The organism is Labrenzia sp. PHM005, from assembly GCF_006517275.1.
Classification (GTDB): domain Bacteria; phylum Pseudomonadota; class Alphaproteobacteria; order Rhizobiales; family Stappiaceae; genus Roseibium.
Genome location: NZ_CP041191.1, coordinates 4,465,960 through 4,481,777, shown reverse-complemented (window position 1 = coordinate 4,481,777; position 15,818 = coordinate 4,465,960). Strand labels below are relative to the sequence as shown.

The window sequence follows — 15,818 nt, the reverse complement described above, 5'->3', positions numbered from 1 at the left end:
ATAGGTTTAGGTCTTTTCCGGATCAAACCCTTCAAAAACAATCTGATCCGCGAACCGTTCGGCGACTTCCCATTGTCCGGGCGTGCGGACCGTCCAGGTCATGATCGGTGTTTTGAGCAGGGTCTTCATCACACTCGGGCCAAGGCTCGGCAAATCATTGACACTGTAGGAGATGAAATGCGGGCTGGTGCGCGGGAAGTGCAAGAGGTGACGCATGATAAACCGGTCCATGCGGCTGTGCCGCGTGTAATCCGGTCCGGGCCGGGCCGCATCGGCGACAATGCCGCGCAAGACTTGGCTGTTGTGAGCTTTTGCGATGGCCAGCATGTCCGGATCGAACGTCTTGATACAGGCCGGTCCTTTGTATGCCGCTGTTTGATCAACAACACGGCGGACAAAATCGGCCTGGGCATCTCGGCGCAGAAGGGATTTTATTTCGACAACCAGCGGAACACGGCCATCGACGAGATCATAAAGGTCTTGCAACAGCCACAAATGGTCTGAACCGGTGAGCATTTGGAGCTTAACAAGATCTGCGGATGTCCGCCCAGCGACCGGCCCGCCGGCATCTGCCAAGCGGTCGAGATCGTTGTCGTGAAACACCAGGGCTTCGCCGTCACTGGTCTGCTGCACATCAACTTCAATGCCAAACCCTTTGTCGATGGCTTTTTGAATCGCCGTCGGAGTGTTTTCAATGATGCCGTTGCTGGCGTCATGATATCCCCGGTGCGCGACCGGGCGGGCAAAGATGGCTTCTAAATCGGGAGACATCACATTCCGTTCAATAAAGCGGTCCGCTCGGGTCAGGACCCGAGCGGACCGCTGGTAGATCTATTCGGCGACTTCAAAAATGGCTTCGATTTCAACACCTGCCCCAAAGGGTAGCGAGGCTGCGCTGACTGCGGAGCGAGCATGGCGGCCACTGTCGCCCATCGCCTCGACCAGGAAGTCGGACGCGCCGTTGACGACCTTCGGCTGATCGGTGAAATCGCCGGTGGAATTCACAAAACCGACGATTTTGACCAGGCGCACAACCTTGTCGAGGTCACCCGTTGCAGCTTTTGCCTGGGCCAGCAGATTGATGGCGCAAAGTTTTGCGGCCAGCTGACCTGCATCAATATCCAGATCTGCCCCCAGTTTGCCGGAAACGGCAATTGCGCCTGCTTCCATCGGCAGCTGACCGGAAATGAACAGCTGATTGCCGGTTTTCACGAAAGGCACATAATTGGCCGCTGGTGCTGCGGCATCCGGCAAGGTGATTCCCAACTCGGACAAACGGGCTTCAATTTTGCTGGTCATGACGATCCTCAATCAGGGAAGTGAATGGCTGTCTCTTGGCGTAAATTAATGGGGCTGACAAGCGCAATTCCGGCGCCTGTTGGTGGAAAACTCCTTTGCCCAATTCAGAAGATACGGATCGGCTGGTTCTGCGGAGATCAATTTGCGGTTTATTGGCATCAAGCGGCAATCCCGGCTGGCGGATCTGCCGGATCCCGAATACAAGAGTAGAAACTTGGAATATCTCGCCGAACGGCGGTCATGAGGTTTGATGATGCAGCGTCTTTTTCGAAACAGGGCTTTTCTTGGCGGTCTTCTGGTTATTGGCGCTCCCATCTCCACTGTCTTTTCTTTTGGCACGGTGAACCAAGCCGCGGCGCAGATTGCCGGTGTACCATTGGCCCAGCATCGCGCCGTCTATGATATGAAGCTTGCTGATTCACTGCAGCAATCCGGCATTGCCGGCCTCAGCGGCCGGATGGTCTATGAGTTTTCCGGCGATGCCTGCGACGGTTACAGCGTCAACTTCCGGTTTGTAACCCAATTCCAAGATGTCAACGGTGGCTTACAAGTGACCGACTTGCAGACCACCTCGTTTGAAGATGCCGGTGCAGAAAACTATCAATTCCTGTCCAAGACTTATGTGGACCAAAAACTGGTTGAATCCAGCCGGGGGGCAGCACGTCTTGAATCGGGGTTGAAAGCTATTGATCTAAAAGAACCAACGGAAAAGACGCTTGAAATCGGAAAGGACGTTCAGTTTCCGACCGAACATCTTATGAGCATTCTCAATGCTGCCCGGACCGGCGGCCATTTTACGGCCAGTGACATTTATGACGGTGCCGAGACCGGCGATAAGGTATTTGCAACAACGGCAGTCATTGGCGCGAAGGCGGTCGGAGAAGTGCCGGAAATCGACGGCAAACGCGAGGAGACATTAGATGCTATCGCATCCTGGCCGGTCACGGTTGCCTACTTCGACCCCTCCCAAGACGAGGGCAATGGCGAGCAGACACCGGTCTATCAATTGTCCTTCCGCCTGTTTGAAAACGGGATCAGCGACAAGCTGGTTCTCGATTATGGCGATTTCAAACTCGCCGGCACTATGACGGCGCTGGAGCTGCACGATCACACCAGTCAATCGAATTGCGGTAACTGAAGTTTAGAGCACCGGGCGAAAACGTGGAAGCGTTTGACCCGTCTCATTGGTTTGCTGGCAAGGCGGGGCGCCCGCAGTGGTGCTGGCACCATAAGGGCGGGCCAACGTAGGCCAGCGGACTCATGAGACGAGGCCCTTTGGGTGACTTTGGCCGGCCCACCGGCTGCGTTGCATATCTTGCCCGATGCCCCGCATCGCGCTGCGTGCTGCGCCTTACCGGATAGACCGGCCAAAGCCATCAAACGGTTCCACGTTTACGCCCGGCGCTCTAGTTATCTTCAGCAGCTTTCCGCGCTTGTTTTGCAGCGTGGGTAAGGCCAAGTTCGACAGCGGATTTTCCGAATTTGCCGCGCAACTTGTCGATGGCAAGTTCTGCTTTTTTCCGCCGCCCAGCGGTGGCATCGAGCAGGTCCTCCGGATCGGCCTGGGAAGCGTCAGACAAGTCGCTGACGCCGATTCCGATCAGCCGGAAGCGCCTGCCGTCGGTTTCGGCATCCAGAAGTGCAATTCCAGCGTCGAAAATCTTGTCGGCCAGCTGAGTTGGGTCGGTGAGGTGGCGCGCGCGGGTGATTGTCTTGAATTCCGCTGTCTTCAATTTCAGCGTGATGCCCCGGCCAGCGAGGTCCGCTTTTTTGAGCCGGAACGACACTTTTTCTGACAGATCCCGCAGAATTGGTTTCAAAACCTCAAAGTCGGATATGTCTGTTCGAAAGGTGGTTTCGGTCGAGACGCTCTTGGCTCCGCGCGACGGGGTGACATCCCGGCTGTCGTCACCGTGCGACAGCTTTGCCAGCCTCAGGCCGATAGAACCATATTTCCGAGCGAGCGTATTGGCTTCCATCACTTGCAGTTGCCCGATGGTGCGGATGCCGTCCCGTTCCAGTTTCTTTTGAAACACCTTGCCGACGCCCCAGATTTTGCCGACTGGCATCGGAGCCAGACGGTCTTTGGCTTCTGCCGCGCCGATGACCGAAAATCCACGTGGCTTTTCCAAGTCCGACGCCAGCTTGGCGAGGAATTTGTTCGGCGCCAAGCCAACGCTTGCGGAAATGCCGATGTCATTTTCAATATCACGGACAAATTTCGCCAAAGTTTCGGCAACAGTTGCGTGATGCAGGCGTTCTGTACCGGTCAGATCAAGAAAGGCCTCATCAATGGAGATCGGTTCAACGAGCGGTGTCAGAGCCTGCATGCGTTGACGGATTTCCTTGCCCACCTTGGAGTATTTTTCCATGTTCGGCTTGATCACGACCGCGTCCGGGCATGCCTCCATCGCCTTGAACATAGGCATAGCAGAGCGCACACCGGAAATGCGGGCGATGTAACAGCAGGTCGAGACAACACCGCGCTGGCCACCGCCGACAATGACGGGCTTGTCCTGCAGATCCGGATTGTCCCGCTTTTCGACGGATGCGTAAAACGCGTCACAGTCGATGTGAGCGATCGATAGCTGATCGAGTTCAGGATGGTTCAACAGGCGCGGGCTGCCACAACGCGGACACCGGGCGGCCTGACCGGGCAGCCGGGTCCCACAATCCCGGCACAGCGCTTTCAGCTCTTTTGTCATTGGCTCACGCGGTCATACAAAGGCGAAGATCCGGCCGTTGCAGCAAAGCTATAAGATAGCCTCGATAAAGCGGCATGTCTCGCGCCAGTCACCTGTTAGAAGATCAATATGGGCCTCTGGCTCTACAGATCTAAGAAACCGTTGATCAGCGATGAATTGAATTTGGACGGCGGAGGGCAGGGACGCTTGAACCGAGCGGTGATTGGTTGGGCTGTCGTCAATGAAAACCACGGGATGAGACCGGCCGCCAGAAAGCGCTGCAACAGCTCCGCCTTTGGGGCCGGAATTGGTCAGCACCGGATAAGGGATGCCCAGGCCGCCGAGCAAAGTTTCCCGGGCTGGCTTGTTATGAGTACCGGGTAGGTTGGTCAGAAGGACGATGTCCCATTGCTCCGACAAAGCCGACAGCATCGTATCAGCTTCCGGAACCATGGTTTGATGAGGGCTGACTTCGTCGAAGAACTTGATGAGATGGGTTTTGACTTGGTCGCCAGGTAAGGGGGCGTCGCTGTCATGACGGGCGATGTTTCCCGTCAACCGGTAAGTGTGGTTGAGGAACCGCATCCCGTTTTCCTGAAGATACTCTTCCAGGTGGGCGATCATATGGAGGATGACTTCATCGACGTCGCAGATGATCAAGGGGCGGCTGGACGGTGGCAGCGCGCGAATTTGCGCAAGCACTTCCGGAAGCACAGGTATTGGTTCAGGCATCGTAGTCTTGACCTCCAGCAAGCGCGAAGCGGGCGGCGGCCATCATGGTCGGGCGCAATCCTGCGTTTTCACAAAAGGCGAGCAGCAGAGCCTCATCCATCATATAAAACTCAAGAACACCGGCCAAAAAGCCGGGTTCACTGGCCGCATCCCGAATCTGATCGGGGCCGATCCCGGAAAATGCCAAGAACCTGCCGACCTGTTCCGGGTCCTGGCTCAACTGTACCAGGGCTTGCGTCGCAATTCCCTGAGCCTCTTCAACAGACAATGACTTTCCTTGTATATTTTTCATTGTGTTTTTTTGCCTTTCTGAAACGATTCCGGGTTAGAAAAGATGTAATGCGAACCGGGGATGGGTTCCACAACGGATAAGACGTGAATACGTCATAAAAAAATTGGGACCGGCGAAAGTCGGCGAAGGGCCTGATATATATGGCAAAAACCGTGTTGATCGTGGAGGACAACGAGCTAAACATGAAATTGTTTCATGATCTGCTCGAGGCCCACGGGTTTGGTACGCTGCAAACGAGAACCGGTATCGAGGCGTTAAAATTGGCGCGCGAACACCGTCCCGATTTGATTCTGATGGATATTCAGTTGCCGGAAGTCTCGGGCCTTGAAGTCACGAAGTGGATCAAGGAAGACGAAGAGATTGCGTCAATCCCGGTCGTTGCCGTCACGGCTTTCGCAATGAAAGGTGATGAAGAACGCATCCGGCAAGGGGGCTGCGAAGCCTACATTTCCAAACCGATTTCGGTTTCCAAATTTCTAGAGACGGTCAAAGGTTTTCTGGGGGAGCCCTAAGCGGGCGAAGGAAAGCGGGAATTGACGTCTCGACAGGCGATATGCCCCTACGGAAGCCGCAAAAAGACAATCAAGAAACACAGTGAAAATTGATCGCCGTTTGATGTGCTCGTAATTACGTTAAGGTTACGTATTAATTAAAATTTTCATCTTTCTGTGTGCGGTTCCGGGAATTTATTGCAATTGCACAACAATGAGTTAGTGTACCTGTCGGTTAGGCCTCGCCTGACCGTTCTATCGGCCTGTGATTTTTGTCACTGGGAATAGATACAAGAGTTTCCCCTCGGAGTGCTCAGGTCCGCCGCAACTCCTGGGTCCGTGGGGCAGGTCGGCAGGGAACCGGTCGAAGAGTGGCCTCCTCGAATACCGTGTTCCCGCCGACCACTAATTTTCCGGATAGATCTTGCGTGTTTTTGTCTGGTCAGTTGAAAAATATTTATATTTTCAATTTTCCGGTGTTGTGTGAACTTCCAATTGGTCTTCCAAGGAATTGCTGAAGCGATTATTCAGTATTAACGGTGTATACCATTTATTATACGGCATGACGTTACGTTGCGTGGCTATTGAATAGCCAGCCAGCGGGGCCTGCCATGAAACGTATATTATCATCCTTAAGTGTCACCACCTCAGTTGCGTTGGTTGGTGCGGTTCTTTTGACCGGATCCATGATCGTTGTTGGTGCGATTGTCTATCAAGTCGCCGCCGGGCAGGCGCATTCATCTGCGGCAGCCAAACAAGATGCCAACTTGAGGGTCGCAGCCACAATCTTTGACAAAGAGGTTGAGGGGTCGAAGATTTCCTGGGCCTCAAACGGTGATGTGAAGCGGATTGAGCTTCCGGAGATCCCGGAGTTTTCCGACCACAAGATGATTGACTCGATTGGCAGGATGACCGGAGAAACAGCAACGGTGTTTGCCTGGGATCCGGAAAACAAGGATTTTTGGCGTAAATCAACCAACATCATCAAAGGTGATGGAAAGCGGGCAGTTGGAACGCCGCTGGGCAAAAACGGTGCTGTCTATCCAGTCGTGACCAAGGGGGAGACCTTCCATGGTCAGGCGACCATCTTGGGTAAAGACTACTATACCGTCTATCAGCCGATTTTCACGCCTGACAGTAAAGTCATCGGTATCCTTTATGCAGGTGTTGAAAAAGCAGCCGTCCAGGCAAATGTGAACGAGCTGATGTCGCGGTTCATGATGCTCGCGCTGCCGGTTGTGATCGTGTCGATTGCTCTGCTTGTTTTTTCCATTCAACGGCAACTCCGTCCTGTCACTCGTCTGGCTGCCGTCACTGACCAGATCGCAAATGATGATCTTGCGGTTGACGTTCCTTATAGCGATCGGGAAGACCAGATCGGTATTCTGGCAAAAGCGCTGGCAACTCTTAAATCTAGGGCTCATGAGAGGAACGAATTAAGCGATCAACAGCGTGAAACAGAGGCCGCTGCCGAAGGCCGTCAGCAGCGAATGGAACAGCTCATTGATCAGTTCCGGGCCAACATTTCCCAACTGCTTGATTCTGTTGGCGATACAACCGGCCAGCTGGATGAAACAGCGGAAAATCTCTCCCGCCTGTCCCAGGTGAGCTCGCAGAGGGCTGATGAAACACAATCCTCCTCCGGAGAAACAACAGCAAACGTTCAGACTGTTGCAAGCGCCGCTGAAGAACTGTCGGCCTCCATTTCCGAGATTTCACGGCAGGTTGCACAGACAACGGAGGTCGTCGGCCGCGCAACCGATGGTACTCGGGTGACCAATGAAAAGGTTGAAGGCCTCGCTGCTTCAGCAACAAAGATCGGCGAGGTTGTTACCCTGATCCAGGCGATTGCGGAGCAAACCAACCTGCTGGCTTTGAACGCCACCATTGAGGCCGCACGTGCCGGCGAGGCGGGCAAGGGTTTTGCTGTTGTTGCTGCCGAAGTAAAGGAACTGGCGACACAGACATCCAAAGCGACCGAGGAAATCAGTTCTCAAATCACAGCAATTCAGGACGCAACCGACGATTCAGTCAAAGCGATCTCTGAAATTACGGCAATTATGGATGAAGTGAACGCTTACACCAGCACCATAGCAACAGCAGTGCAGGAGCAGGGTGCGGCCACCAGTGAAATCACCCACAACGCGCAAAAAGCAGCTGATGGAACGACTTTTGTTTCAACAAGCATGGGTGGTTTGTCCGAAGCTGTTAATGAAACTTCCGGGTCTGCTCAAAACGTTCTGACGGCGTCCGGGCATCTGTCACAGCGGACAGATGAGCTAAAAACGGAAGTGGAAACTTTCCTGCAAAATGTTGCGGCCGTCTAACCAGGAAATCAATTGATGCAAACAAAAAAACCCGCCGGATACGGCGGGTTTTTTTAAACTCAGGGTCGGCCCAGATTACTTGATCTTGGCTTCCTTGAATTCAACGTGCTTTTTAGCAACCGGATCGTACTTCCGCTTGACCATTTTCTCGGTCATGGTGCGGGAGTTCTTCTTGGTGACATAGAAGAAACCGGTGTCCGCCGTGGACAGAAGCTTGATTTTGATTGTTGTCGCCTTGGCCATGGCCTTGGATCCTGTTCTCGGTTGTCGGGCAAAGGGTTCGGATGGCCAGATGGCTGGCGGTGAATCTGCCCCAATGTCTGAAATCAGCGCGCAAACTACTCATAGCGGCGGGAAAGTCAAGGGGTTCCATGATCGAAGAGGGGCAAAATACCCGCAGAACTCTTAGAACGGCCGCCGATTTTCTCAGTAGATGGCGACAAGGGCGGCTCACACATCATTGCTGCGGTTATCAGTTCTGCAAAACTACCATGAATGCGACTGTCGCCGTGCCACAGCTTTGATCTCAACAACTGCTTTCTCGGCAACAAATCCAGCCACCTCAATCGCTGTCCAGGCCGGGTAGGGCTCAACGACAAATTCGCTGCGGACCTTCTTGAAGAGCTCCAGATGATCGCGCAGACCGACGTGGTAAGACGTCATTTCCACAAGCGAATTGTAAGTCAGTCCGGCCTCCGCCAGAACCAGCCCGATCTTGCGGAAGGCGCTGCGGAACTGTGTTTCGGGGTCGGCAGGAACATCACCGTTTCTGTCGGATCCGGTAAAGCCGGTCATGTAAATGAAGTCGCCGCAGGCCAAGCCCGGCGACATCTGCCAGTTGGAATAGTAGTAGTCCAGTTCCTTGGGAACAATCGAACGGATCGTCATCTGCAGGTCTCCTTCGCACTGGATGGAACTGCGAACCAGAGATTTCAGGATCAATGATCAACCAACTAAGGTCAACTGATCTCAGATCAATTCCCGTTCAAAACGCCCTTTTTTGAAGAAGTAATAGGGAACCGGTGTCTCCGGCGACAGTTCTGGATCTGCGTTCAAACGGTCTTCCAGATCGGTCAGGATCTTTGTGGTGATGAGCGGCAGTTCTTTCTGGCGCGCTTCCTCGAAAGTGAGCCAGGCACAATCTTCGAGTTCGCCTGAAGGTCCATGTCCGCCAGGAAGTTGGTCTGCAATCGAATCGGCCCAGATGGCCAGAAATCTGGTGTCGAAACGGCGCGGCCGCTGCGGCGGGGTAATCGCCCTTGCAATCATGCGCATGCCGCCGAGGTCCGGCTGGATCTGCCGGGCAGAAAACTCTTCAAAGCCAGTTCCCAGGCGCAGGCCGCTGTCCGACTTGCGCCCGATGAAAATGCCGGCTTCCTCATAGGTCTCGCGAACGGCTGCAAGCGCAAAAGCACGCACACGGGCGGCCGACTTGGAGTTTTTCAAGCCTTCGGAAAGCTTGGCTTCCACTTGCGGGTGATACGGCAGAACGTTGGATATCCGCGAGTCGCCTGGATCAACACGGCCACCTGGAAAGACAAATTTTCCAGGCATGAAGGTGTGCCGCATGTGGCGCCGGCCCATCAGCAGCTTGACGTCACCAGAGCCTGTCCGGTCCAGGATCAACAGTGTGGCGGCGTCTTTGGGGCGGATATAAGGATGGTTTCCGGCCTGTTCGTCCTTGTCAAATTTCTCTTTTAGGGAATCGCTCATCTCTAGCTTTCAAGGTGGGCGGATGCTTCGGGGAAGTCGTCGTCTGCATCCGGATCAAATCCGTGCATGTAGAGCGCCCACTGTAGCCCCACCAAAGCCCCCTTGATAGGTCTCATAAGGGCTAAAGACAGAAACAGCGTCAGCGGGATCCAGATTGCCATATGGATCCACAGTTCCGGCCGCCAGGCCATTTCCACGATTAGCAAGCCGGGAATGACAATATGGCCGACAATCGTGATGGTAAAATAAGGCGGAGCATCGTCGGCGCGGTGGTGATGAAACTCCTCGCCGCATTGATTGCAGGCGTGACGTGTTGTCAAAAAGCCGGCGAACAGCTTGCCTTTGCCGCATGCGGGGCAGGTGTTCATCGCGCCGCGGCGCAAGGCACGCATCAAAGGTCGTTTGGGCTTTTCCGGAGCCGCGTCAATCGTCTCCTCAACACCGTTCATTTCGTATCGGACCGTCATTACGGTTTCCTCCGGCCTTTCCGCGTAGAGGATTTGCCCTTGGCGCCCTTTGTCTTGCTTTTGGGACCCCGGTTGCCACCCTTGGGCGGGCCGCGCCGGGCCTTTGGCATGGCCTTGCGGATCGCCTTGCCGGCAATCCGGCCATGGCTGACCACTTCAAACGTCAAGGCTCCGGCAAAAGGAGCTGCTTCCACCAGCCGGACTTCAACCTGATCTCCAAGCTGATAGGTTTCTCCGGTTTTGTCACCGATCAAGGCGTGCGCTGCATCGTCATAGCGGTAGTAGTCGAGACCTATCGTTGACGCTGGCACGAAGCCATCTGCCCCTGTCTCTTCCAGGCGGATGAACATGCCGGACTTCACAACACCGGCAATCCGGCCCTGGAAGGTCGCGCCGACTTGATCGCTCATCCAAAGAGCAATTAGCCGGTCGATCGTGTCGCGCTCGGCCAGCATTGCCCGCCGTTCCGCGCCCGAAATCTCGCCGCCGATGGCTTCCAGCTTGCTTTCAATACCGTCCGGCAGACCGTCATCGCCCAGCCCAAGCGCGGAAATCAGCCCACGGTGGACGATGAGATCGGCGTACCGGCGGATCGGTGAGGTGAAATGGGCATAGCGGCGCAGGTTCAGGCCGAAGTGGCCGATGTTCTGCGGTGTGTATTCCGCTTGGGCCTGGCTGCGCAGGACAATTTCATTGACCAAGTGTGCCTGCGGTGTGTCCTTAACCTTCTTCAAGATGCCGTTGAACACAGATGGTCGCAGGCCGCCAGTGGACGGCAGCTTCATGTCGATAGTGGAGAGGAACTCCTTGAGGTTTTCCAGTTTCTCCGGCGTCGACGCATCATGCACCCGGTAGAGGAGGGACGTCTTCTTCTTTTCCAGAGTTTCGGCCGCGGCAACGTTCGCCTGGATCATGAATTCTTCGATGAGCTTGTGCGCATCGAGGCGCTCGGGCACATAGACATGATCGACGGTGCCATCGTCCTTCAGCTTGATCTTGCGCTCGGGAAGATCCAGTTCCAGCGGCTCGCGGGCGTCGCGGCCCTTTTGGAGGACGTCATAAGCGGCCCAGAGAGGCCTCAGGATGCCGTCCAGCAGCGTTTCGGTCTTCTCATCCAGAACGCCGTCAATCGCCTTCTGAGCCTGGATATAGGACAGTTTGGCAGCGGAACGCATTTGCACGCGGTGGAAAGTGTGGCTGAGCTTGCGGCCGGTCTTGTCAAAGACCATGCGCACGCCCATCGCCGGCTTGTCTTCCTTTTCGCGCAAGGAACACAGCTGGTTGGAGATCCGCTCCGGCAGCATTGGGATCACCCGATCCGGGAAATAAACCGAATTGCCGCGGAGATTCGCTTCCCGGTCCATCGGCGAGCCCGGCGTCACATAGTGCGCGACATCGGCAATCGCTACATAGGCGATGTAACCGCCTTCGTTGTCCGGGTCTTCATCGGCTTCCGCATAGACCGCGTCGTCATGGTCTTTGGCGTCCGGTGGATCGATGGTGATCAGCGGGATCTGCCGCCAATCCTCACGTTTGCCGAGTTTCTCGACCGGCTTGGCACTTTCGGCTTGCGCTTCAACGGCATTCGGGAAGACGTGTGGAATGCCATGGGAATGCAGGGCAATCTCCGAAACGGCTTTTTCCGAATTCATCGAGCCGAAGCGCTCAACGATGGAGGCCCGCGGATGGCCATAGCGGCCGGAGCGCGAAATTTGCACGCTCACCAAATCGCCGTCGTCGGCTTCTTTCATTTCCGCCGGGTCGACATCGAGCTCGCGCTGTTTGCGGTCAATTGGTTCCAGATAGGGCGGGCGGTTGCCATCGCGCTTCCTGAGAATGCCAAGTATTGCACCCTGACGCTTTTCAAGAACGCGGATAACTCGAGCCGTGTGTTCCGCTTCAGGTCCGCTGTCGGCTTCGGTGAGGCGGATGAGCGCCCGGTCACCAAGGCCCGGTTGGGTGTTTTTTGTTTTGCCCGGCAGGATCAAGATGTTCGGCGGTTTGCCGGCCTCTTCGTCCCAATCGACCGGTGTGCCCAACAGATCGCCGTCGGCATCTCGCGCAATCAGGGTGGCGACAAATACCGGCGGCAGGTCGCCCGGCCGGATCATGCGTTTGTTGCGCTTTTCGATCAGGCCGTCTTCGGCCAGATCCTTCAGCATTTTTTTCAGGTGAATGCGCGCGCCGCCGATGATGCCGAAATGGCGGGCGATTTCCCGTTTGCCAGCCCGCGCGGGATTATCGGCGACAAAGGCCAGAATATCCTCGCGGGACGGCATTTCGCCCGGTACTTTGGCATGGGCCCGTTTGGTGTGTTTGCGCGTGTTAATGCGTTTTGCGCTCAAGTGGCGTCGTCCCAGGGCACCTCTTCAGACGTTGCATCCACCTTGGCCTTGGCCGCCGATTTCGCAGGGGTCTTTTTGGCTGCCGTTTTCTTGGCTGCAGGCTTCTTGGCGGTGCTTTTTTCGTCACCGTCCTTGGCCGCTGCCTTCTTGGTTGTTGTCTTTTTCGCGGTTGTTTTCTTCGCAGCCGCTTTCTTCTTGGTGCCGCCCTTGGCGGCCTTGGCCGCAATCAGCTCTACCGCCTGTTCCATCGTGACGGTCTGCGGGTCGCTGTCTTTCGGCAAAGTCGCGTTGATCTTGCCGTGTTTGACATAAGGGCCATAGCGGCCGTCATAAACGTTGACCGGTCCGCCTTCTGAGGGGTGCTCACCCAGTTCCTTCAGCGGCGTGGCGGCCGCGCCCCGGCGTCCGCCGCCCTTGGCGCGTTTCTCAGCCAGGGCGTCAACGGCGCGGTTGATTCCTACCGAGAAGACCTCGTCGGGTGTTGAAAGGTTGGCATAGGTGCCATCGTGCAGGACAAACGGGCCATAGCGGCCGATGCCAGCCGTGATCATCTTGCCGTCTTCCGGGTGTTCGCCAACGTCGCGCGGCAGAGACAGCAGCTGCAGGGCTTTTTCAAGATCCATGTCCGCAGCTGACCAGCCCTTTGGCAGCGACGAACGCTTCGGCTTGGCTTCGTTGCCGAGCTGTACATAGGGGCCGAACCGGCCGGTGCGCAGCGACACTTCCAGGCCGGTTTCAGGGTCTTCGCCAAAAACCTTCGGGCCGTCGTCTGCTTCGCCTTCGTCGCCGTTCGGCTTGCCGAGCTGGCGGGTGTAGCCGCATTCCGGATAGTTTTCGCAGCCAATGAAGGCGCCCCAGCGGCTGACTTTCAAGGAGAGCTTGCCGGTGTCACAGGACGGGCATTTTCGGGCGTCTGTGCCGTCTTCCTTTTCCGGGAAGATGTGCGGGCCTAGCAGTTCATTCAGCGCGTCGATGACTTCCGCAACGCGCAGGTCCTTGATCTCATCAACAGAACCGGAGAATGCGGTCCAGAAATCCTTCAAGACATCCAGCCAGGAAAGTTCACCGGCCGAAATCTTATCGAGCTGTTCTTCGAGGCTCGCGGTAAAATCGAACTCCACATAGCGCTGGAAGAAGCTTTCCAGGAAAGCGGTGACGATCCGGCCCTTGTCTTGTGGAACGAGCTGTTTCTTTTCCAGTTCGACATATTCGCGGTCGCGCAATGTCTGCAGCGTGGACGCATAGGTCGACGGGCGGCCGATGCCCAGCTCTTCCATCTTCTTCACCAGGCTCGCCTCGGTGTAGCGCGGCGGCGGGGTGGTGAAGTGCTGGGATGATTCAATAGGCTCGGCTTTGCCATCGATAGAGGCTGCAGTCAGCGCAGCACCCTGATCGACCGCCGGCAGGCGCTTGGAGTTTTCATCTTCGTCATCGTCCCGGCCTTCCTGATAGAGGGCCAGGAAGCCATCAAAGCGGACGACTGAGCCAGTGGCGCGCAGGTTGGCACGTTTGCCAGAGCCGTCGGCGACGATTTCGATGGTCGTGCGCTCCAGAACGGCCGATTCCATCTGGGAGGCCATGGTGCGCTTCCAGATCAGCTCGTAGAGCTTGGCCTGATCCTGATCGAGGAACGGTGCGACATCCTTAGGGCGGCGGGAAAGGTCTGTCGGGCGGATCGCTTCGTGCGCTTCCTGGGCATTCTTGGCCTTGGAGGAATAAGCGCGCGGTTTTTCCGGCACATATTTGCCGCCAAAATCTTCGGTAATGACGGACCGCGCGGCAGCAATGGCTTCCCCGGCGATCGAGACACCGTCGGTACGCATATAGGTGATCAGACCAGAGGTCTCACCGCCAATAGAAATACCTTCATAAAGTTTTTGGGCGACCTGCATGGTGCGCGAAGCGGCAAAACCCAGTTTGCGCGAGGCTTCCTGCTGCAGGGTAGAGGTGGTGAACGGCGCGGCCGGATTGCGTTTGGCGGGTTTTGACGCGACGCTGTCGACGGAGAAGCTGGCGCTTTCCAACATCGTTTTGATGGTTGCGGCTTCGTCGCCTGTCTTAATGTCGAGACGGCCAATTTTTTTGCCGTCGAAGCCGGTGACGCCAGCTTGAAACAAATCCCCGCCCGGCGTTTTCATGCCAGCGAAGATCGACCAGTATTCTTGCGGCTGGAATGTTTCGATTTCCATTTCCCGGTCGCAGATGAGGCGCAAAGCGACCGACTGCACACGTCCCGCAGACCGGGCGCCAGGCAATTTACGCCACAAAACCGGGGAGAGGGTGAAGCCGACGAGATAATCAAGGGCGCGGCGGGCAAGATAGGCATCCACCAGCGGCGTATCCAGCTCCCGCGGGTTGTCCATCGCTTCCAGGATGGCCTTCTTGGTGATGGCGTTGAACACCACCCGTTCTATCTGCTTGTCTTTCAGAACCCGCTTCTTCTGCAAGACTTCCAGAACGTGCCACGAAATCGCTTCCCCTTCGCGGTCGGGGTCGGTTGCGAGAATGAGGCGGTCAGCCTCCTTCACCGCACTGGCGATCTCACTCAGGCGCTTTTGCGACTTGCTGTCGACCTGCCAGCTCATGGCAAAGTCTTCGTCGGGTTTGACCGAACCATCTTTGGCCGGCAGATCGCGGACGTGGCCGTAAGAGGCCAGCACCGTGTAATCGGAGCCTAGATATTTGTTGATCGTCTTGGCTTTCGCCGGCGATTCCACAATAACGACGTTCATTCTTACCCAAAAAATTTGTGCCGGAATCGGGAGGTCCGTCCGGAAGAGAAGCGAATTGAAGGCGCAGACGATCACGGATCGCGCGCCGCCTGTCAAATGGACCTTTGTGGCTTTCTGGTCAAGCTGTCCGTTTCGCCGATGGGTTATCCACTGACATATATGGGGAAATCCTTTGTCAAAGGAGGAGTGAGATTTTGTTTCCGCCATGCCGTTCGAGGCGTCCGGCGAGTTTCAAACCCAGAATTTTTATGGCCCCAAGCGAAACAAGGCTTCCTGCAAAGACAGAAGCACTTGAATACATTAGCAATGAGCATTTTGTAACTATAGATGAGCGGTCAACTGAGACCGCTGGAAGAGCGGACATGCTGCTATATGGCCGCTAGAAGTGCTTCGCCAGCTGCTTCGATATCTGCCCACAAATCCGATGCTTCAGTAGTAAATATCTCTTCATCGGCATATTCTAGGACAGTTGTTGTTTGAAACAACTGAGTGCAAACATCATCAGTTGTATATCCAGTTGGAATCTCAACAGCGTCCATTATAGTAAACAAAACGTCATTCTGACCTTCTGACATGGTGGCGGCAAGAAGGTTGACACTTTGCATTTGATCGTCAATGGAGTCTCCAATAAACTTGAACATGTTATTAGAGTTGCCCTGATAAATATACATGGCTTTTTCTCCATTGTTTTCGAGCTTAGCAATTCCTGTAGGCATTTTTTCCCTTTCGTCTCAAA

Annotated in this window: 15 protein-coding genes; 3 read left to right on the top strand and 12 right to left on the bottom strand. The window is 55.5% G+C overall.

Annotated elements, in window-relative coordinates; genetic code table 11:
* Nucleotides 1-6: 6 nt before the first annotated feature.
* Together FJ695_RS20250 and FJ695_RS20245 are read right to left on the bottom strand one after the other, a co-directional pair.
* Nucleotides 7-771 (bottom strand): glycerophosphodiester phosphodiesterase family protein, encoded by a 765-nt coding sequence (locus FJ695_RS20250; RefSeq protein ID WP_141187120.1) that lies wholly within the window; start codon nucleotides 769-771, stop codon nucleotides 7-9.
* Nucleotides 772-831: 60 nt separating this feature from the next.
* Nucleotides 832-1,299 carry a RidA family protein gene (locus FJ695_RS20245; protein ID WP_141187119.1) on the bottom strand — a complete coding sequence of 156 codons (468 nt, stop codon included), beginning with the start codon at nucleotides 1,297-1,299 and terminating at the stop codon, nucleotides 832-834.
* A gap of 250 nt (nucleotides 1,300-1,549) precedes the next feature.
* Between FJ695_RS20245 and FJ695_RS20240 the strand changes: the two genes are divergently transcribed.
* Nucleotides 1,550-2,437, top strand: coding sequence for a cell envelope integrity EipB family protein (locus FJ695_RS20240; protein ID WP_209010746.1), 888 nt, complete (start codon nucleotides 1,550-1,552; stop codon nucleotides 2,435-2,437).
* A 268-nt stretch (nucleotides 2,438-2,705) separates the two neighbouring features.
* Here the strand turns inward: FJ695_RS20240 and FJ695_RS20235 are convergent, their stop codons facing one another.
* From FJ695_RS20235 to FJ695_RS20225, 3 genes are read right to left on the bottom strand one after another with little or no spacing between them, the layout of a single operon-like run.
* Nucleotides 2,706-4,004 carry a DNA polymerase IV gene (locus FJ695_RS20235; RefSeq protein WP_141187118.1) on the bottom strand — a complete coding sequence of 433 codons (1,299 nt, stop codon included), beginning with the start codon at nucleotides 4,002-4,004 and terminating at the stop codon, nucleotides 2,706-2,708.
* Nucleotides 4,005-4,052: 48 nt separating this feature from the next.
* The gene (locus FJ695_RS20230; protein WP_168206435.1) at nucleotides 4,053-4,715 is read right to left on the bottom strand and encodes a hypothetical protein; all 663 of its coding nucleotides are present in this window, start codon (nucleotides 4,713-4,715) and stop codon (nucleotides 4,053-4,055) included.
* Nucleotides 4,708-5,007, bottom strand: coding sequence for a DUF3572 domain-containing protein (locus FJ695_RS20225; protein WP_141187117.1), 300 nt, complete (start codon nucleotides 5,005-5,007; stop codon nucleotides 4,708-4,710). The genes FJ695_RS20230 and FJ695_RS20225 overlap by 8 nt, the downstream gene beginning before the upstream one ends.
* Before the next feature lie 140 nt (nucleotides 5,008-5,147).
* Between FJ695_RS20225 and FJ695_RS20220 the strand changes: the two genes are divergently transcribed.
* Nucleotides 5,148-5,519: a response regulator gene (locus tag FJ695_RS20220; RefSeq protein ID WP_141187116.1), complete on the top strand. Its 372-nt coding sequence runs from the start codon at nucleotides 5,148-5,150 to the stop codon at nucleotides 5,517-5,519.
* 590 nt (nucleotides 5,520-6,109) lie between these two features.
* A complete protein-coding gene (locus FJ695_RS20215; protein WP_141187115.1) occupies nucleotides 6,110-7,825 on the top strand; it encodes a methyl-accepting chemotaxis protein in 1,716 nt (571 codons plus the stop codon).
* Nucleotides 7,826-7,900: 75 nt separating this feature from the next.
* On the opposite strand, the gene rpmG is transcribed toward FJ695_RS20215, so the two are convergent.
* From rpmG to FJ695_RS20180, 7 genes are all read right to left on the bottom strand, one after another.
* Nucleotides 7,901-8,068 carry a 50S ribosomal protein L33 gene (gene rpmG, locus FJ695_RS20210; RefSeq protein ID WP_008192710.1) on the bottom strand — a complete coding sequence of 56 codons (168 nt, stop codon included), beginning with the start codon at nucleotides 8,066-8,068 and terminating at the stop codon, nucleotides 7,901-7,903.
* Nucleotides 8,069-8,311: 243 nt separating this feature from the next.
* Nucleotides 8,312-8,713: a RidA family protein gene (locus FJ695_RS20205; RefSeq protein WP_141187114.1), complete on the bottom strand. Its 402-nt coding sequence runs from the start codon at nucleotides 8,711-8,713 to the stop codon at nucleotides 8,312-8,314.
* 81 nt (nucleotides 8,714-8,794) lie between these two features.
* Entirely contained in the window at nucleotides 8,795-9,538 is a 744-nt protein-coding gene (locus FJ695_RS20200) for an NUDIX hydrolase (protein WP_141187113.1), read from the bottom strand.
* 2 nt (nucleotides 9,539-9,540) lie between these two features.
* Complete coding sequence (locus FJ695_RS20195) at nucleotides 9,541-10,005, bottom strand: DUF983 domain-containing protein (RefSeq protein WP_168206434.1); 465 nt, start codon at nucleotides 10,003-10,005, stop codon at nucleotides 9,541-9,543.
* Nucleotides 10,005-12,284 carry a ribonuclease R gene (gene rnr, locus FJ695_RS20190; protein ID WP_209011183.1) on the bottom strand — a complete coding sequence of 760 codons (2,280 nt, stop codon included), beginning with the start codon at nucleotides 12,282-12,284 and terminating at the stop codon, nucleotides 10,005-10,007. The genes FJ695_RS20195 and rnr overlap by 1 nt, the downstream gene beginning before the upstream one ends.
* Nucleotides 12,285-12,346: 62 nt before the next feature.
* Nucleotides 12,347-15,082 (bottom strand): type I DNA topoisomerase, encoded by a 2,736-nt coding sequence (gene topA, locus FJ695_RS20185; protein ID WP_141187111.1) that lies wholly within the window; start codon nucleotides 15,080-15,082, stop codon nucleotides 12,347-12,349.
* Nucleotides 15,083-15,450: 368 nt separating this feature from the next.
* A complete protein-coding gene (locus FJ695_RS20180; RefSeq protein WP_141187110.1) occupies nucleotides 15,451-15,798 on the bottom strand; it encodes a hypothetical protein in 348 nt (115 codons plus the stop codon).
* Between the last annotated feature and the right edge of the window lie 20 nt (nucleotides 15,799-15,818).

Bases quoted from the DNA above. Each gene is read 5' to 3' on its own strand.
- FJ695_RS20250 (WP_141187120.1), bottom strand. From the start codon at position 771: ATGTCTCCCGATTTAGAAGCCATCTTTGCCCGCCCGGTCGCGCACCGG.
- FJ695_RS20245 (WP_141187119.1), bottom strand. From the start codon at position 1,299: ATGACCAGCAAAATTGAAGCCCGTTTGTCCGAGTTGGGAATCACCTTG.
- FJ695_RS20240 (WP_209010746.1), top strand. From the start codon at position 1,550: ATGATGCAGCGTCTTTTTCGAAACAGGGCTTTTCTTGGCGGTCTTCTG.
- FJ695_RS20235 (WP_141187118.1), bottom strand. From the start codon at position 4,004: ATGACAAAAGAGCTGAAAGCGCTGTGCCGGGATTGTGGGACCCGGCTG.
- FJ695_RS20230 (WP_168206435.1), bottom strand. From the start codon at position 4,715: ATGCCTGAACCAATACCTGTGCTTCCGGAAGTGCTTGCGCAAATTCGC.
- FJ695_RS20225 (WP_141187117.1), bottom strand. From the start codon at position 5,007: ATGAAAAATATACAAGGAAAGTCATTGTCTGTTGAAGAGGCTCAGGGA.
- FJ695_RS20220 (WP_141187116.1), top strand. From the start codon at position 5,148: ATGGCAAAAACCGTGTTGATCGTGGAGGACAACGAGCTAAACATGAAA.
- FJ695_RS20215 (WP_141187115.1), top strand. From the start codon at position 6,110: ATGAAACGTATATTATCATCCTTAAGTGTCACCACCTCAGTTGCGTTG.
- rpmG (WP_008192710.1), bottom strand. From the start codon at position 8,068: ATGGCCAAGGCGACAACAATCAAAATCAAGCTTCTGTCCACGGCGGAC.
- FJ695_RS20205 (WP_141187114.1), bottom strand. From the start codon at position 8,713: ATGACGATCCGTTCGATTGTTCCCAAGGAACTGGACTACTACTATTCC.
- FJ695_RS20200 (WP_141187113.1), bottom strand. From the start codon at position 9,538: ATGAGCGATTCCCTAAAAGAGAAATTTGACAAGGACGAACAGGCCGGA.
- FJ695_RS20195 (WP_168206434.1), bottom strand. From the start codon at position 10,005: ATGACGGTCCGATACGAAATGAACGGTGTTGAGGAGACGATTGACGCG.
- rnr (WP_209011183.1), bottom strand. From the start codon at position 12,284: ATGCCGTCCCGCGAGGATATTCTGGCCTTTGTCGCCGATAATCCCGCG.
- topA (WP_141187111.1), bottom strand. From the start codon at position 15,082: ATGAACGTCGTTATTGTGGAATCGCCGGCGAAAGCCAAGACGATCAAC.
- FJ695_RS20180 (WP_141187110.1), bottom strand. From the start codon at position 15,798: ATGCCTACAGGAATTGCTAAGCTCGAAAACAATGGAGAAAAAGCCATG.